The sequence below is a fragment of the Bifidobacterium pseudolongum subsp. globosum genome (assembly GCF_004155535.1).
Classification (GTDB): Bacteria; Actinomycetota; Actinomycetes; order Actinomycetales; family Bifidobacteriaceae; genus Bifidobacterium; species Bifidobacterium pseudolongum_C.
The window spans coordinates 206,486-222,424 of sequence record NZ_RYUH01000010.1 but is presented as its reverse complement, the minus strand read 5'-3'; the positions used below and the strand labels follow the sequence as shown (position 1 = coordinate 222,424).

At 61.1% G+C, this 15,939-nt stretch carries 15 protein-coding genes; 7 read left to right on the top strand and 8 right to left on the bottom strand.

What is annotated here, in order from left to right; all coding sequences use genetic code 11:
• Positions 1-19 precede the first annotated feature (19 nt).
• Both PG2093B_RS09070 and PG2093B_RS05105 read left to right on the top strand, forming a co-directional pair.
• Positions 20-943 carry a hypothetical protein gene (locus PG2093B_RS09070; RefSeq protein WP_242502829.1) on the top strand — a complete coding sequence of 308 codons (924 nt, stop codon included), beginning with the start codon at positions 20-22 and terminating at the stop codon, positions 941-943.
• An 82-nt stretch (positions 944-1,025) separates the two neighbouring features.
• Positions 1,026-1,466, top strand: a complete 441-nt coding sequence (locus PG2093B_RS05105) for a GNAT family N-acetyltransferase (RefSeq protein WP_129897560.1) — start codon at positions 1,026-1,028, stop codon at positions 1,464-1,466.
• 39 nt (positions 1,467-1,505) lie between these two features.
• On the opposite strand, the gene PG2093B_RS05100 is transcribed toward PG2093B_RS05105, so the two are convergent.
• Positions 1,506-2,714, bottom strand: a complete 1,209-nt coding sequence (locus tag PG2093B_RS05100) for an ATP-binding protein (RefSeq protein ID WP_242502828.1) — start codon at positions 2,712-2,714, stop codon at positions 1,506-1,508.
• Between the two features lie 360 nt (positions 2,715-3,074).
• On the opposite strand from PG2093B_RS05100, the gene PG2093B_RS05095 reads away from it, so the two are divergent.
• The gene (locus PG2093B_RS05095; protein WP_129897558.1) at positions 3,075-3,896 is read left to right on the top strand and encodes a helix-turn-helix domain-containing protein; all 822 of its coding nucleotides are present in this window, start codon (positions 3,075-3,077) and stop codon (positions 3,894-3,896) included.
• 183 nt (positions 3,897-4,079) lie between these two features.
• On the opposite strand, the gene PG2093B_RS05090 is transcribed toward PG2093B_RS05095, so the two are convergent.
• Both PG2093B_RS05090 and PG2093B_RS05085 read right to left on the bottom strand, forming a co-directional pair.
• A complete protein-coding gene (locus PG2093B_RS05090) occupies positions 4,080-5,105 on the bottom strand; it encodes an adenosine deaminase (protein WP_129897557.1) in 1,026 nt (341 codons plus the stop codon).
• A 284-nt stretch (positions 5,106-5,389) separates the two neighbouring features.
• On the bottom strand, positions 5,390-6,391 hold the full coding sequence (locus PG2093B_RS05085) for an NADP-dependent oxidoreductase (protein ID WP_129897556.1): 1,002 nt from the start codon (positions 6,389-6,391) through the stop codon (positions 5,390-5,392).
• 299 nt (positions 6,392-6,690) lie between these two features.
• Here PG2093B_RS05085 and PG2093B_RS05080 point away from each other — a divergent pair, with 299 nt between their 5' ends.
• Positions 6,691-7,599: a transcriptional regulator gene (locus PG2093B_RS05080; protein ID WP_242502827.1), complete on the top strand. Its 909-nt coding sequence runs from the start codon at positions 6,691-6,693 to the stop codon at positions 7,597-7,599.
• 30 nt (positions 7,600-7,629) lie between these two features.
• On the opposite strand, the gene PG2093B_RS05075 is transcribed toward PG2093B_RS05080, so the two are convergent.
• From PG2093B_RS05075 to PG2093B_RS05060, 4 genes are read right to left on the bottom strand one after another with little or no spacing between them, the layout of a single operon-like run.
• The gene (locus PG2093B_RS05075; protein WP_129897555.1) at positions 7,630-8,829 is read right to left on the bottom strand and encodes a MalY/PatB family protein; all 1,200 of its coding nucleotides are present in this window, start codon (positions 8,827-8,829) and stop codon (positions 7,630-7,632) included.
• Between the two features lie 5 nt (positions 8,830-8,834).
• Complete coding sequence (locus PG2093B_RS05070) at positions 8,835-9,218, bottom strand: DUF3737 family protein (RefSeq protein ID WP_242502826.1); 384 nt, start codon at positions 9,216-9,218, stop codon at positions 8,835-8,837.
• A 26-nt stretch (positions 9,219-9,244) separates the two neighbouring features.
• Entirely contained in the window at positions 9,245-10,588 is a 1,344-nt protein-coding gene (locus tag PG2093B_RS05065; RefSeq protein WP_129897554.1) for a nucleobase:cation symporter-2 family protein, read from the bottom strand.
• 21 nt (positions 10,589-10,609) lie between these two features.
• The gene (locus PG2093B_RS05060; RefSeq protein ID WP_129897553.1) at positions 10,610-11,191 is read right to left on the bottom strand and encodes a xanthine phosphoribosyltransferase; all 582 of its coding nucleotides are present in this window, start codon (positions 11,189-11,191) and stop codon (positions 10,610-10,612) included.
• Positions 11,192-11,404: 213 nt separating this feature from the next.
• On the opposite strand from PG2093B_RS05060, the gene PG2093B_RS05055 reads away from it, so the two are divergent.
• The gene (locus PG2093B_RS05055) at positions 11,405-13,897 is read left to right on the top strand and encodes a UvrD-helicase domain-containing protein (RefSeq protein ID WP_129897552.1); all 2,493 of its coding nucleotides are present in this window, start codon (positions 11,405-11,407) and stop codon (positions 13,895-13,897) included.
• 216 nt (positions 13,898-14,113) lie between these two features.
• Positions 14,114-14,740, top strand: coding sequence for a 30S ribosomal protein S4 (gene rpsD, locus PG2093B_RS05050; RefSeq protein ID WP_022857629.1), 627 nt, complete (start codon positions 14,114-14,116; stop codon positions 14,738-14,740).
• A 108-nt stretch (positions 14,741-14,848) separates the two neighbouring features.
• On the opposite strand, the gene PG2093B_RS05045 is transcribed toward rpsD, so the two are convergent.
• The gene (locus PG2093B_RS05045) at positions 14,849-15,214 is read right to left on the bottom strand and encodes a phage holin family protein (RefSeq protein ID WP_129897551.1); all 366 of its coding nucleotides are present in this window, start codon (positions 15,212-15,214) and stop codon (positions 14,849-14,851) included.
• Positions 15,215-15,253: 39 nt separating this feature from the next.
• Here PG2093B_RS05045 and PG2093B_RS05040 point away from each other — a divergent pair, with 39 nt between their 5' ends.
• Entirely contained in the window at positions 15,254-15,931 is a 678-nt protein-coding gene (locus PG2093B_RS05040; RefSeq protein ID WP_129897550.1) for a histidine phosphatase family protein, read from the top strand.
• Positions 15,932-15,939 lie beyond the last annotated feature (8 nt).

Here is a 15,939-nt window from a genome sequence, read left to right as displayed (position 1 = left end):
AAGCACATTCGCGCGCCGGTTGCGTGATGTGACCGGACTGCCGTTGTACTATCTGGACATGCTGTGGCATAAACCAGACCGCACGACCGTCACGCGTGAGGAATTCGACGCACGACTGCAGGCGATCCTCGAACAGGACGCATGGATCGTCGACGGGAATTACATCCGGACGTTGCCGCAGCGTCTCGACCATTGCGACACCGTGTTCTTCCTTGATATCCCTACCGACGTATGTCTTGCGGGCGTCGAGCATCGTATCGGTGCGCAACGCGAGGACATGCCGTGGGCCGAGTGTGAATTCGATGAGGAGTTCCGGCGGTGCATCATCGACTTTCCCACCCAGCGACGTCCACAGATGATTGCCGCACTGGACTATGCCGCCGCACATCGCGGTGTGTGCATCCATACGCTCATGTCACGGGAAGAGATGGCGCAAGCGCTCGCCTGCATTACGCAGGGACATATCCGGACTCAGCCTGTGGCCGGGTCCCACAATTCAGCCAATGGTTCATCCGAAACATTGATGGAACCTCGCCTCGCCGGCAATGCTGCCTGTAGCGCGAAGGGCCAACAGAATACTGATGCGATGGAGGATGATGGGTTCTGGAGGATCCTGGATGGGTTGGCCGCCACATCGACGATAGTGATCGATAGGCCAAGGGGTACAAGTCATCCGCGGTACCCCGATTCCATCTATCCGGTTGATTATGGGTATCTGCGCGATACGACATCGATGGATGGGGACGGAATCGACGTCTGGGTGGGGACGGGAACGTGCGGCATCGATGCGATCATCTGCGTGGTGGATCTGGTGAAGCGGGATTCGGAGATCAAGGTCCTGATCGATTGCACCGAGGAAGAGAAGCGGCTCATCTTCGGTGTGCACAATGAGACGGAGAATATGAAAGGCGTTCTTGTTCGTAGGAATCCGCCACGGTCATGAGCCGGCATGGATGCGCCGTCGCGTGATGCGATAATATGGGCGGTCATACAGAAGGCGGGCATGATGATGAAGGAGACGGGGCATGACGGATATCAGGGAAGCACACGAAAGGGACCTTGACGCATTGCTCGAGCTGTACCTCGACCTGCACGAGCAATCGGTTCCGGAACACAACGGGCATCTGCGTGACACGTGGGAGCGCATCCTCGCCGATCCCGACCACCATCTCATCGTATGTGAGCACGATGGGGACATCGTCTCCTCATGCGTATGCGTCATCATTCCGAATCTGACGCGTGGCGTACGTCCATATGCGTTCGTTGAGAACGTCGTGACGCGCGCCGACGCGCGTGGCCGTGGTTATGCGACCGCATGCCTCGACCATGCGAAGGCGCTCGCACGGCAGGCCGGTTGTTACAAGATGATGCTGCTCACCGGTTCCCATGATCCGAAGACGCTCGATTTCTACCGTCATGCCGGCTATAACAGCACTGACAAGACCGCCTTCATCCAATGGCTGTAGTGTGCGGGGAAGTGGGTGTGTGGTTGCCTCCGGCAACGCTCACGAATCGAGCAGCCAATCGACGATGTTGCGGATCTCGATACCGTCGGAGGTCATGCCGAGGTGGAATCTGTCAAGCGTAAGCACGATTTTCGGGAATGAATCCGCCAGTGATTGCAAAGGGGCGAGTTCCCGTGCACGGGTGGTGTCGTCGAGCATCGTCTCGGTGACTTGAATGTAGATTCTCTTGTCGAATTGTTGTGCAATGAAATCGACCTCACCTCTCCGCAGGCTCCCGACGCGCACATCATATCCACGCCTGCGCAGTTCATTCGCGACGATGTTCTCCAATTGGAATCCGTAATTCTGCGAGGAGAAGCCGCTTGCGATGTTGCGTAATCCTGAATCCTCGACATAGAACTTGCGAAGTGGATTCAGCAGATCCTTTCCTTGGAGGCCGAACTGCACGGTCGCGAACAGGATGAATGCGCGCGTGAGGCCGTCGATGTATGTCTCGATGGTCTCGACCGAAGTCTTTCGGCCGCCGCTCATGAGCGCTCCGACGATTTTTCGAGCGGAAAAGAGATTTCCCGATGTCGAGAAAAGATAGGTGACAAGGCGATTGAGCAAAGGAATGTCACGAATCTGCAGATGCTGGGCGACGTCGCGCAGAATGACGGTGTTGTATACCGACTCGAGTTCGCGGGCGATCCCATCCTCGGAGAATTCTCGCAGTGCGAAGAGTGTGGGCATGCCTCCGAAACGAACGTAATCCGCGAACAGTTCATCATGGGAGAGGTTCGCACGGGTTTCGAACAGTGCGCGCGTGAATGCAAGGTATTCCTTGAACGAGAGCGGATGCACGTCGATGGTCACTGTTCTGCCGGCTAGTGCGGTCGCAAGGTCTGTTGAGAGCAGATGTGCGTTCGAACCGGTGATATACACGTCGACATTGTCCAGCGTGTGCAGTCCGCGCACCACCTTTGGCCAGTCATGCACCTCTTGGATTTCGTCCAGGAAGACATAGCGCATCTTCGAATCATCTGACTGGCTCAGCATGTGCTGTAGCTCTGAGATGAGCTGTTCTGCGGTGAATGCGAGGGGGAGTCCGAATTCATCGAAACGCTTGCGATAGATATTCCGTTCCGGAATCCCGCGTTCGAGCAGACGCGTGCGGAGCATTTCGAGCAGACTCGACTTTCCGCACCTACGAATGCCCTGTAGCACTTTGACCTGCTCGGAGTCGAGATGGGATTCGAGCAGATCCATATACTGTGGTCGGTCGATGTACTGTTTCATGTGTGTGGTCTCTGTTTGTTCAAAATGTCAGTTGTATCTGACAGTTTAACATAATATTGCATAAATGTAAGATATAACTGTTATTCATAGTGATGTAGATGAATTTGTCAGATATGATTGACGAAACTGTCCGGGAGCGCTCGGCTGCATTGTGCATGGACATGCGTGCAGCTGGCTGATGGCGGTAACGCCCGCCAAAGGGCGTGCGAATCCGGACTCAACCATTGGTTGAGTTCCACAATTCAACCAACGGTTCAGTCGAAACATGGGTGGGATCGCGCCTTGTCGCCGATGCTGCCTGTAGCGTGAAGGGCGAAAGGAGCGAAGACGATGAATCAGACAACAATCGGCGCGTTCATCGCCACACGACGCAAGGCGAAGAACCTGACCCAGCTGCAGTTGGCGCAGAAGCTGAACATCACCGACCGGGCGGTCTCAAAATGGGAGACCGGCAAGAGCATGCCGGACGCATCCATCATGTTGCCGTTATGCGACATACTGGGAATCACGGTGAACGAACTGCTCAGCGGGGAGGAGCTGACGAAAGAGGAGATCGAGGAGAAGGCCGATGAGAACCTGCTCGCGTTGCAGCGCGAAGACGAACGCGCCGTGCGTTGGAACCGTGTCACGGCGATCGCGCTTTCCGCGTTGATGCTTGTGGGCATACTGATATGCCTGATCTGCGATCTGTCCATATCAGGGGCACTCACTTGGTCGTGGATTCCCGTCAGTTCCATCCTTTATGCGTGGGCGGTCATCGTGCCGGCGATGCGCATGGGTGGCAGGGGAGTATATGTTGGCTTGGGCGCGTTGACGGTGCTCACGATTCCATACCTGTTTGTGCTCAGTCATCTGCTGAATGAGGGGCGGGTACTGTCCATCGGCGCGGCGACCGCGATTCCGGCGATTGTGTTCCTATGGGCGGTGGTTGTCATCTTCCGGATATGCGATGGCCGCCGTCGGCTTGTTGCATGGGGTGCGGCCTGCGTGCTGGCGGCCTTGCTCGAAATCGTCATCAACCTCATCCTGTCGCATATGCTTGGTGAACCGGAGTTTGAAATCTCCGACACCCTCACCATCGCATGCCTCCTGATTGCGTCTGGTACCTGTTTCGTCCGGTATGCCTTCACCCGGAGAACCGTGGTCGGGTGACCGCAATGCAGCTATGCCACATTGAAGGCCGCATGGCGGGGATGTCTCCGTGCGGCCTTCCGCCTTATGGGCGGATAAGGTATTGGTGCTTGGCGCAGGGCCGCATGAGACGACGTTGACACGTCTGCATCCGCATTGATGCACCATATGGGATCGTTCATCGATGTGGGTGCAGAGGAATAATCAGAGCCCGTGCCTCGTTCGCCATGTGGCGAGTTCCGCATGGAGCTGCGTTTTGCGAGCTTCCGGAGCGAACGACGCGTCGATCGAGTTGCCGGCGAGCGCCGCCAACGTCTCCATCGACATGCCGATGGAGACGAGCGCGGTGTAGTTCGCGGCAACATAGCCGCCGAAATACGCGGGATCGTCCGAATTGATCGTGCACATGACCCCTTCGTCAAGGAATCGGGGAATCGGATGCTCGCGCATGTCGTGCACGACCTGCAGCCTGAGGTTCGACAGCGGGCAGCAGGTGAGCGGAACGCCATCGCGCGCCACACGCTCCAGCAACTCCGTGTCGTCTTGGATGTGAATGCCATGGTCGATGCGCTCGGCATGCAGCAGATCGAGCGCATCACGGATATACGCGGCAGGGCCCTCCTCACCGGCATGAGCCACGCAATGCCAGCCAAACCGCCTTGCACGCGCGAACTGGTCGACGAATCGTGCCGGTGGATGCCCGACTTCCGCCGAATCCAGGCCGATGCCGAGGATCTCGGCTTTCCGTGGCTGTGCCAGATCGAGAATCATGTTCGCCGAATCGATATCCATGTCGCGCACGATGCTCAGGATCAGGCCGCCGGTGATGCCGAAACGCTCGCGTCCGATCGCCATGCCCTCCAGCAGGCCGTCGAGCACCGTGTTGAACCCCAGTCCATTCGTGCACACATGCACCTGCGGATCGAAGAAGATCTCCGCATGCCTGACCCCGTTCGCGTTCGCCCGTGTGAGATAGGCGAGCATGAGGTCCTTGAAATCCTCCTCTGTCTTCAACGTCTTCATCAGCGCATAATAGAGGTTGAGGAACGACTGCAGATCCTCGAATTCGTACTGGGCCTTGAGCTCGTCGATGTTCGTCCAAGGTAGCGCGACGCCATTGCGCTCGGCCAACGTAAGCGCCAGCTGTGGTTCAAGCGTTCCCTCGATATGCAGATGCAGTTCGCATTTCGGCATCGATGCCAGCGCCTGTCGCGTGTATTCATCCACCATGATTCCTCATTCCCCGACGGTTCGGACCCGGACGTTCATATTCTACCCGTTTGCCACTCTGCCGGCGCACCACCGAAGTCCGTGCCGATCCACCCTTGGGCGGTGATGCGCAAATGGACGAGGGCCCTGCCCCCGGTCCATGAATACGGTGGGGAACCTGATTGCCCCGTGCGGTGCCAAGCTGCGGGCGTAAGCGGAACGCAATGCCGTTAGCATGGAAATGGACGGCACACGACGGTATGTGCATATGGGGGTGTGCAATGGATGATTCCCCGCGGGGACGCTCAGCCGATACGCAGTAGCGTCTTGCCGTTCGAGCCGCCGCGACGCACGCGCTCCATGGCGTCGTTGACCTGTGCCAGATCATAGACATCGTTGACGGTCGGATGCACTTCGTGGCGCTCGAACATGCGCGAGACCCTGTCGAGGCCGGCACCGTCGGCATGCACGAAGATGAACTCATAGCGTTGGGCACGCCTGTGAGCCAGACGGTCGTTCCTCATGCCGGCCGCGTCGAACAGGACGCGCTTGTACCAAGGCAATCCGATGCGCCTGGCGAACGCGCCATTCGGCGTGCCGCGCAACGAGACCAGGGTGCCGCCCCGTTTGAGGATGCCCAGCTCCTTGCCGATCTCACGGTCACCCACCGTATCGAGCACGTAGTCCATGCCCGACAGCATCGTGGCGTAGTCCTGCGTCTTGTAGTCGACGAAGGTCGCCACGCCCATGTCGAGCATGCGCCGCCGGCCGGAGGCGCCACCGCTGACGGACACCTCGAGGCCCAGGTCGCGTGCGATCGGCACCGCCATCGCGCCCAGGCTTCCCGTCGCCCCGGAGATGAACAGGCGTCCGCCTTCGGCCACATGCATGAGTTCGTATGCCTGCCATGCGGTCAACGCCGTCAACGGCACGCAGGCCGCCTCCTCGTCGCTCATGTACTCCGGAGTCGCCGCGAGCGCCGATTGGGGGATGGATACGAACTGCGCGAACGCGCCGATGGCATCCAACGGCATGCGCCCATATACACGCTCGCCCTCAGAGAATCGCGTGACCCGTGTTCCGGTCCTCTCCACCACGCCGACGAACTCGTTGCCCATCGTCAGTGGCGTGCGGTACGGCACGATGAGCTTCACCTCGCCGCGCACAATCATGTTGTCCAGTGGATTGACGCCCGCGAACGTCACACGCACGAGGACGTCGTCCGGTCCTATCGTCGGATTGGGTATGTCGCGTACCTGCAGTGTGGCTCCCTGGCGGTCATACCGGTCCAATACCGCTGCCTTCATGATTCTCCTTGCATCGTCGTGGGACTCGATGCGATTCTATGACAGCTGGAATTGATTCTCCTATGGAGATATATGGGAATACGGCGCGGAAAACCGACTTTTTGCACATCGCGGGACCGCGCAGTTTGGTGTGGTCTTGGGGCCGTTGGCACGGAAGGGACGCAACGCTGACAGCGAGCATGTGGGGCATGCGCGAAAGCTCCGGACTACGCTGGTCGGCAAAGAGGCGATGCGGAATCGGCAATGCCTGGCATGTGAATCGAGACGAGTATGGAACGAACACGGATGGGGTGTGACCAATGAGCACGGACAGGGACGGCTTGGCCGCCGCGGTATCGAAGGAATCAAGACTGCAGGAGATCGCCGCGCATGGCGACTATTTCGGCTACGACATGCACGCCCGCAGACGCGCACGCAGGATCGCGACCGGCGTGGCCATCATCATCCTCGGCTTCGCAGCCGGCCGGTTCTTCGCGCTGTTGCCGGAACGCAACACAGCGGACGTCGAGGAGATTGTCAAAGGGGTCGACCGCCTTATCGGACTCATGACACATGAGATCGTGGAACTGCCGGAAGTGCAACGGCATCCGGAATCGTTCATCATCGAGATTATCGGCGTGCTCATCGGTTACACGATACTGAAGCACGTGGCGGAGGACCATGACGACTACCGCCGTGCGTTCAGGCGCATCGAACAGTTCTATACGCCCCGTGCCCGCAGGCAGGGATGGGAGATGTGCGTGTTGTGCGCGATCCTTGCAACGGTGGTCATCATCGGCGTGCATGCGGCGATTCTCCATTGGGGTGCGCGTTGGCCGGGGGAATTCGTCGCCGGACTGTCCCGTACGAGTCTCGCAATAGGATGCTGGCTCTACATCTATGGGTTCGTCATGGGTGTCCGCACGAACCTCTTCCTCTACAATTTCAAGGCGTTGCGCCTTATCAACATCTATGAGCTCGGCACCCAGGAGTCCGACGAACGCCGCGAAACACGGCTTGCGGAGAAGAGGCTGTGTGACTTCTCCACATCACTGACAAGCTTCGCGACCATCCTCGGAGTGCTCGGCGCACTCGCACTGTACTTCCTGCCGACGCTACGAACCTCGTATTTCTGGATTCCCCTCGCCGTCACACTCGGCATGACCTTCGTCATCAAATGGATCGTCGTCCATTATGCGAAGAAGAAGTACGAGCCGGATTTCGACTGATAGGGTTCGCCTGTGGCTGTTTGTGCGCGGTCAGGCGTTGAGGTAGCCGTGCGTGCCGTCGATCAGACGCGCCGTGCCATCGATGACGAGATCAGCGCGCGTGCCGAGATTCATGCGTAGGAAGCGCTCGCCGTTGGCCCCGTAGATGCCGCCGTAGGAAAGCACGAGCCCTGTATGTTCGCGCAGATACGTGCAGAGCCGTTCCGCGGTGCGCTCTCCGGTGTGCTCGAGGAGACCACTGCAGTCAATCCATGCGAGATAGGTGGCGTCTGACGGCACCATGCGTATCAGGCCTGGGCAATCCCGTTTGAGCCGTTCCATGACGTGGTCTTTGTTGCGTTGCACCACACGGCGCAGCTGCTCGAGCCATGCCGCGCCCTGCGTATAGGCGGCGATTGTCGAGAACACCGCGAAATCGTTCGGTTCAGCGACTTCGTCGGTGTTGACGCCGCGTACCGCGCGTGCACGGATTCCCTCATCGTCGCAGATGAAGTAGGCGGACTGCAGTCCCGCCACATTGAATGCTTTCGACGGGGAGGAACAGGTCACGCAGATCGAGCGGTTGAGATCATTGACCGCGGCGAACGGCGTATGCACCATGCCGGGGCGCACGATGTCGCAGTGTACCTCGTCGGAGATGACCGTGACGTCATGGCGTGCGCAGAGCTCACCGATACGGGCGAGGTCGTCGGCGCTCCAGACATTGCCGCTCGGATTCTGCGGGTTGCATAGGATCATCAGTCGGGTGAGCGGGTCGGAGAGTTTGCGCTCGAGGTCGGCGAAGTCCATGCTGTACGCGCCGTCGACGTACCGCAGGGGGTTGTTCAGCACACGGCGGCCGTTGTTGACAATCGAATTCGTGAAGATGTTGTAGACGGGCGGCTGGATGACGACTTTCTCCGCGACGTTCGTCAGCGAGCGCACCAGCGAGGAAATGGCCGGGATCACACCGGTGGTGAAGGTGATGTGGCTTTGCTCGACGCTCATGCCGTACCGTGTGCCCCACCACTGCGCGACCGCCGCGTTCCAGGTGGGAGGCACGTCGGTGTAGCCGAATGTTCCGTTCGATACCCGCTGGCGTAGCGCCTCGACAATGCACGGTGCCGTGGCGAAATCCATGTCCGCCACCCACATCGGCAGTTCGCCTTCGGCCACGTCCCATTTCATCGAACAGATCGAGGTGCGGTCCACCGCGTCGTCGAATGCCGGTATGCGTTCGTTGATGTCCATGTCGTTCACTCCGTTTCCACAATGGTGATCTGCGACCGGTCGATTGCGGGGTCGTTCTGCACGATCTCGCCGAATTGCGGCGCGCGGATGATTACCGAGGTGGGATTGACGATGCCGTCGATTCGCGTGGTGCTCTGCGCGTCGATGTCGGTGCAGTATTCGAAGGCGCGCGTGGTGTTGATGAGGCGGCAGTCGCGCATGGTGAGTCCATCGACATAGCACAGCCCCTGCAGACTCTCTATGGTGCAATTCTCGAAGGTAATGCCGCGGGATTCCTTGAGCGGTGATTCGCCGTTCTCGAACACGCAGTCCCGGATGGCAAGGTCCTGCGCCTGGAACAGCGCGCGCTCTCCGGTGAGTAGTTGTTGTGTGATTGTGTTCGTGCCCAATATGCTTTGTGTGGCATTGGATTGCGTTAGCGGCGCTGGTCGGGGGTGGCGAGGAAGCGTTCTTCGCCGGGCAACAGCAGATTGAGCACCACGGCCACCACGAACGCCACTGCGATGCAGTTGTGCGCGAAAATCGACTGGAACAGCGGCGGGAAGTTCACAAAGATCGCCGAGACCTGCGTGAAGCCGATGCCGATCGTCAAGGAAAGCGCGGCGATCGTGATGTTGCGCTGCGTATAGCCGGCGTCGGAGATCATCTGGAAGCCCGAGAGGATGATGTTGCCGAACATCATGATCGTGCAACCGCCAAGCACCGCCTGCGGCATGGAGTTGAAGACCTCGGACACGGCCGGCACGAAGCTCGCGAGCACGAGCAGCAGGCCGCCCGAGAGAATCACCTTGCGGTTGACGACCTTGGTCATGGCCACCAGGCCGATGTTCTGGGCGAACGAGGTGAGCGGCAGACAGCCGAACAGGCCGGAGACCGACGAGATCAGGCCGTCGCCGGCGATGGCTCCAGCAGTCTCCTTCTTGGTGGGGGCGCGGTTGAGGCCGACCTTGGTCAGTGCCGCGGTATCGCCCAGCACTTCGACGGATGAGACGACGTAGAGCAGGCCGATCGAGATGATGGCACCCCAATCGAATTCCGGCTTGAAGGGCATGAACGTGGGCAGGCTCACCACCTGCAGGTGCGCGAATCCACTGAAGTCCACTTTGCCGAGGCACAGTGCCAGCAGGTAGCCCACCACCAGGCCGAACAGTACGGAAAGCTGCTTGGCCACGCCTTTCATGAGCAGCTGGAACGCGAGGCAGGCGGCCAATGAGACCGTGCCGAGCGTGAGATTTTGCCAACTGCCGAAATCCGGTGCGCCCGAGCCGCCGCCGAAGCTTTCGGCGCCCACGGAAAGCAGTGAGAACCCAATCGACGTGACCACCACGGCGGACACCACCGGGGGCACGAACCGCGCCCAATACTGGGCCGTGAGCCCCAACGCGACTTCAAGCAGGCCGCCGACGAGTACCGCGCCCACCACGGCCCCATAGCCTTGTTGGCCCACGATGGCGATCGCCGCGGCCACATAGGTGAACGAGATGCCGGTGACCATCGGCAGGCGCGATCCGATGCGCCATATGCCGTAGAGCTGCAGGCAGGTGCCCAGGCCCGCCACAAGCAGGCCGGACTGGATGATGCGGGCGGAATCGGTGGCGCTCATGTGGCCTGCTGCCGCCACGAGGAAGATGGGGGCGAGATTGGCCACGAACATGGCGAGCACATGCTGCAACCCGAACGGTATGCCGCGCCAGAACGAGACGGGTGCGTCGAGCGACGAAAGCGTGGCGAACGAGACCTCACTGCGGTGCTGCTTCACCTTAGGACTCCTCCTGTGCGGTCAGTGCCGGAAGGTCACGGTGCCGTTGTCGGCATCCATCGACTCGACGATGGCCAGTGAATCAATGTCGAATCCCGCTTCGCGCAGACGGTCGCCGCCACCTTGGAAGCCCTTTTCGATGGCGATGCCGATGCCCTCCACCGTGGCGCCGGCGTCCTCGCACAGTTCGATGAGCCCCTGAAGCGCCTTGCCGTTGGCGAGGAAGTCATCGATGATGAGCACATGGTCGGCCGCCGACAGGAATTTCTTGGCCACGATCACGGGGAACTCACGCTGCTTGGTGAACGAATACACCTGCGTCACGTATTGCTCGCCGTCGAGGTTGATCGACTGCGCCTTCTTGGCGAACACGACCGGAACGTTGTCGAAATGGCGCGCGGCCACGCACGCGATGCCGATGCCGGAAGCCTCGATGGTCAGGATCTTGGTGATCGGCTTGCCTTGGAAATGTTGGGCCCACGCCGCACCCATGGCGTCGAACAGCGCCACGTCGCACTGATGGTTGAGGAAGGCGTCCACCTTGAGCACATTGCCCGGCTTGACCGTTCCCTGCTGCCTAATCCGTTCCTCAAGTTCCAGCATCTGCGTCCTTCCATCTGGGAATGCGGCACCGGTGGCGGCACAGGGTCTCCAATATGGTGCGCGTGTTATTGGGTGAATATGTCGCATCACTGTACGCCGTGCAACTGACCACGGCGTACAGCGCCGACGCGTGCCGTCGCGAGGTGACCAATCGGTGTGCTAGATATGGTAGCCGGCCTGTTCCCGGGTCCCATGGTTACGAAAGGAAGCGACGTGCAGCAAGATCCCGACGTCATCGCCAGACCACCAGAGGCGCTGATTGGCGATTTGAACCCCCAGCAGGCCGAAGCGGTCCAATACCGCGGACCGGCCCTGCTCATCGGCGCGGGCGCCGGCTCGGGCAAGACGCGCGTGCTCACCCGCCGCATCGCCTGGATCCTTACGCAGTTCGGCGCATGGCCGAGCCAGGTGCTTGCCATCACCTTCACCAACAAAGCGGCAGCGGAGATGCGCGAACGCCTCGAATCGCTCATCGGGCCGGTCGCTTCCCGCATGTGGGTCTCCACATTCCATTCCGCGTGTGTGCGCATCCTGCGGCGCGACGGCGAGCGCATCGGCCTGAAATCCGGCTTCACCATCTACGACACCGCCGACTGCGAGCGCCTCATCAAGCTCATCGCCAATGATTTCAACTTCGATGTCAAGCGCTACACACCCCGCTCGATTCTTGCGCGGATCTCGGATTACAAGAACAACCTGACGAGTGCGCGCGAGATGCTCGCCCAGTACGCGCCGGACTTCAAGCCCGGGCAGCGCGGGTACCGTGTGGGGCGCATCGGCAATCCGGAGGAACTGTATGCGGTCGTCTATGCGGAATACCAGCACCGGCTCGCCGCGGCGAACGCCGTGGATTTCGACGACCTGATCGTGCGCACAGTGGAACTGTTGCGCTCGTGCCCGGACGTCGCCGAGTACTACCACCACAAGTTCCGCTATATTCTCGTGGACGAATACCAGGACACGAACCATGCGCAGTATGTGCTCATCCGTGAGCTCGCGGGCGTGGACGCCGGCGAACATGCGGACATGGGCGCCGTCGGCGCAGGGCGCGTAGGGCCGGCGTGGATCACCGTGGTGGGCGATTCCGACCAGTCCATCTACGCGTTCCGCGGAGCTGACATCCGCAACATCCAGGATTTCGAACAGGATTTCCCCAACGCGAAGACGATCATGCTCGAGCAGAACTACCGTTCGACGCAGACGATCCTCGACGCGGCGAACGCGGTCATCGCACACAACGAGGGCCGCAAACCGAAGCGCCTGTGGACCGCCGCGGGCGCGGGGGAGCGGATCACCGCATACGCCGCAGACACCGCACAGCTCGAAGCGCACTGGATCGCCGCGCAGATCAAGCGCCTGCACACGGACGACGGCGTGCGTTACAGCGACATCGCCGTCATGTACCGCGCGAACGCGCAGTCGAGGTCGCTCGAAGAGGGGCTGATCCAGGCGCGCGTGCCGTACCAGCTCATCGGCGGCACGAAGTTCTACGAGCGGCGTGAGGTGAAGGACGCGCTCGCCTATCTGCAGGCGATCGTGAACCCGGCGGACGATATCAATATGCGCCGCATCCTCAACGTGCCCAAGCGTGGCCTTGGCGCGCGCGCGGAATCGCAGGTCACCCTGTACGCCCAGCAGATCGGCGGCACGTTCTGGGACGGCGTCGCGCACGCGGACCAGATCGAGGGCATGACGGCGCGCACGCTCAACCCGCTCATGCGCTTCGCCCAGATGATGCAGGAACTGCGCGAATTCGCCCAAGAGCATGATGCGAAGCCATCGCAGATCGTGGCCGAGGTGCTCGAGCGCAGTGGGCTGCTCGAGGAACTCAAGAAGTCGCAGGACCCGCAGGACCAGTCGCGCGTGGAGAACCTGTCGCAGCTGCAGTCCGTGGCCGCCGAATACGAGCAGAACACGCCGGACGCGACGCTCGCCGGGTTCCTCGAGACGACGGCGCTTGTGGCCGATTCCGACCAGCTGCCCGATGAATCGCAGGATTCCGGCAAGGTGACGCTGATGACGCTGCACACCGCCAAGGGCCTCGAATACCCGGTTGTGTTCCTGACGGGCATGGAGCAGGGCACGTTCCCGCATGCGCGCGCCATGGAAGACACCAGTGAGCTGTCCGAGGAACGCCGTCTGGCGTACGTGGGCATCACGCGCGCCAAGCGGCACCTGTTCGTCACGCGCGCCGCCGTGCGTGCGCAGTGGGGGCGGTCGGCCGAAATGATGCCGAGCCAGTTCCTCGACGAGATCCCGGCCGACCTGATCGACTGGAAGCGCAAGGAGGCGGGCATGGAGCGCATGCGCTCCGGCTGGCGCGCGAACGCCTCGCATGACTTCGGCGAACACGGTGGATGGAACGACGACGAGTTCGATGCTTCGGGCGCATTCGGTGGGTCGTCGTACGGGTCGCGTTCGATCTACGGGTCCGGCGTGCGTGGATCCGCGGCGCATGCCGGCAAGGTCACCACGCGCCGGGCTCCGGTGCGCCAGCCGGCGCAGCCCGCGTCGTCGCTGAAGGCCGACAACCACTTGCGCATCGAGGACTTCGCCGTCGGTGACAAGGTGACCCACGACAAATTCGGCTTGGGCACCGTGGTGGACGCGCAGGACAAGGGACGCAACTCGGTGATCACCGTGGACTTCGGGTCGAGCGGCGTCAAGCGGCTCATGCTGCGTGTGGCGCCAATCGAAAAGCTCTGACGGGCCCACGTCCATAGGGCCGGTGTAGAATGCTTTGCTGGTGCCGATTCATACAGGACCGGCATCGTCTGGAGCCTTAGCCCGTCGATGGGTCGGCGGCGCGATGAGCGCCGTTCGTGTATGGCACGACGAAGCATCGGAGAGGCTGGCTCAACACAGCGCCGCAGGCGTTGTGTTCCGTTCAGACAACGACAGAACAACCAAAGGAACAAACACATGACGAACGTTCAGCGTTCCCGCCGTCAGGTGCGTCTTTCGCGCGCCCTCGGCATTGCACTGACCCCCAAGGCTCAGCGCCTTTTCGAAAAGCGTCCGTATGCTCCCGGTGAGCATGGCCGCACCCGCCGCCGCGCCGAATCCGATTACGCGGTCCGTCTGCGCGAAAAGCAGCGTCTGCGCGCCCAGTACGGCGTGTCGGAGAAGCAACTGCGCGCTGTGTACGAGAAGGGCACCCACACCGCCGGCCAGACCGGCAACGCGATGCTCACCGATCTCGAGACCCGCCTCGACGCCCTCGTGCTGCGTGCCGGCATCGCCCGCACCACCGCACAGGCCCGTCAGTTCGTGGTGCACCGCCACATCCTCGTGGATGGCAACATCGTCGACCGCCCGTCCTACCGCGTGAAGCCGGGCCAGACCATCCAGGTCAAGCCGAAGAGCCAGACCATGGTGCCGTTCCAGATTGCCGCCGAAGGCACGCACCGCGATGTGCTGCCGCCGGTCCCGGGCTATCTCGACGTCAACCTGGCCTCCCTCAAGGCCACGCTGACCCGCCTTCCTGAAGCGGAGGAGATTCCGGTTCAGGTCAACATCCAGTACGTGGTCGAATTCTACGCCCGCTGATCTGGATCCACTTACTGTACTGATACAGTTCAAGGACATACACAACGACGCCCCGCAAATTGCGGGGCGTCGTTGGTTGTGGGGAACCGTGCGGCAGCGGGGAACGGCTCACGAGCCGATCGCGGCGCTGACGATCCCGGAGACAACCGACATGATGATCGAGCCGAGCGTGGCCCACCAGAACCCGTCGATCGTCACGCCCACGTCGAACAGGCTCAGTGAAAGCCACGATGCCAGTTCCATGAACAGCCAGTTGATCACGAGCGCGAGGATGCCGAACGACAGGATGGTGAACGGCAGCGCCAGCGTCTGCACGACCGGCTTGATGGAGGCGTTGAGCAACGCCATGAACAACGAAAACGCCGCGATGCCCAGAATGGGCGGGTGCCCTACGGCATGCATGCCGGGCAACAGCAGCACCATGACGGCGGCCGCCACTGTGAGCACGAGCCACCGGATAAAAAATGAAGCCATGGTATTGATTATGCCGGTGCGGTGCGATAATCGTGAACCATGATCATTCATCTTCATCTTGTCCGCCACGGTCAGACGTTCTTCAACCGGTACAACCGCCTGCAAGGGTGGTCCAATTCGCCGCTCACCGAAGCCGGCCTCGCCGACGCCGACCATGCGGGATCGCTGCTGGCGGGCATCGATCTCGCCGCCGCCTATTGCTCGGACACCACACGGGCGCAGACGACCGCCGAACGCATCCTCGACGCCAATGGGCAGGCGGGGCATAGGCGCCCTGCGCTTGTGGCTGACATGCATTTCAGGGAACAGTTCTATGGGTATTACGAAGGCCAGGACATGTCGATGGCATGGCTGGCGGCCGGTGGCCCGCACGGCGCCCCGACCTATCAGGCGATTGTGGCGCAGTACGGACTGGCGGCCACACGCGACTTCCTCAAGGAGGCCGACCCGTTCCACGACGCCGAGTCGGATGACGAATACTGGCGTCGCATCGCCGGCGGGTATGCGCTCATCGCCTCCAACACGGACCTGCACGACGGCGACCATGTGCTGCAGATATCGCACGGCAACACGTTGCTCAGCCTCATGCAACGCTTTGCGCCGGCCGGCTACGACCTGAGCGAACGGCCCGCGAACGGTTCGGTGACCGTCTTCGATTTCGATACAAGCGAGCCATTTGATTCCGCGCTGCGGGTCGTCTCATACAATCAGCGTTGAGTTTGGCT

What these genes read in the sequence shown, in the direction of transcription:
- PG2093B_RS05105 (WP_129897560.1), top strand. Translation starts at nt 1,026, where the DNA reads ATGACGGATATCAGGGAAGCACACGAAAGGGACCTTGACGCATTGCTC.
- PG2093B_RS05100 (WP_242502828.1), bottom strand. Translation starts at nt 2,714, where the DNA reads ATGGATCTGCTCGAATCCCATCTCGACTCCGAGCAGGTCAAAGTGCTA.
- PG2093B_RS05095 (WP_129897558.1), top strand. Translation starts at nt 3,075, where the DNA reads ATGAATCAGACAACAATCGGCGCGTTCATCGCCACACGACGCAAGGCG.
- PG2093B_RS05090 (WP_129897557.1), bottom strand. Translation starts at nt 5,105, where the DNA reads ATGGTGGATGAATACACGCGACAGGCGCTGGCATCGATGCCGAAATGC.
- PG2093B_RS05085 (WP_129897556.1), bottom strand. Translation starts at nt 6,391, where the DNA reads ATGAAGGCAGCGGTATTGGACCGGTATGACCGCCAGGGAGCCACACTG.
- PG2093B_RS05080 (WP_242502827.1), top strand. Translation starts at nt 6,691, where the DNA reads ATGAGCACGGACAGGGACGGCTTGGCCGCCGCGGTATCGAAGGAATCA.
- PG2093B_RS05075 (WP_129897555.1), bottom strand. Translation starts at nt 8,829, where the DNA reads ATGGACATCAACGAACGCATACCGGCATTCGACGACGCGGTGGACCGC.
- PG2093B_RS05060 (WP_129897553.1), bottom strand. Translation starts at nt 11,191, where the DNA reads ATGCTGGAACTTGAGGAACGGATTAGGCAGCAGGGAACGGTCAAGCCG.
- rpsD (WP_022857629.1), top strand. Translation starts at nt 14,114, where the DNA reads ATGACGAACGTTCAGCGTTCCCGCCGTCAGGTGCGTCTTTCGCGCGCC.
- PG2093B_RS05045 (WP_129897551.1), bottom strand. Translation starts at nt 15,214, where the DNA reads ATGGCTTCATTTTTTATCCGGTGGCTCGTGCTCACAGTGGCGGCCGCC.
- PG2093B_RS05040 (WP_129897550.1), top strand. Translation starts at nt 15,254, where the DNA reads ATGATCATTCATCTTCATCTTGTCCGCCACGGTCAGACGTTCTTCAAC.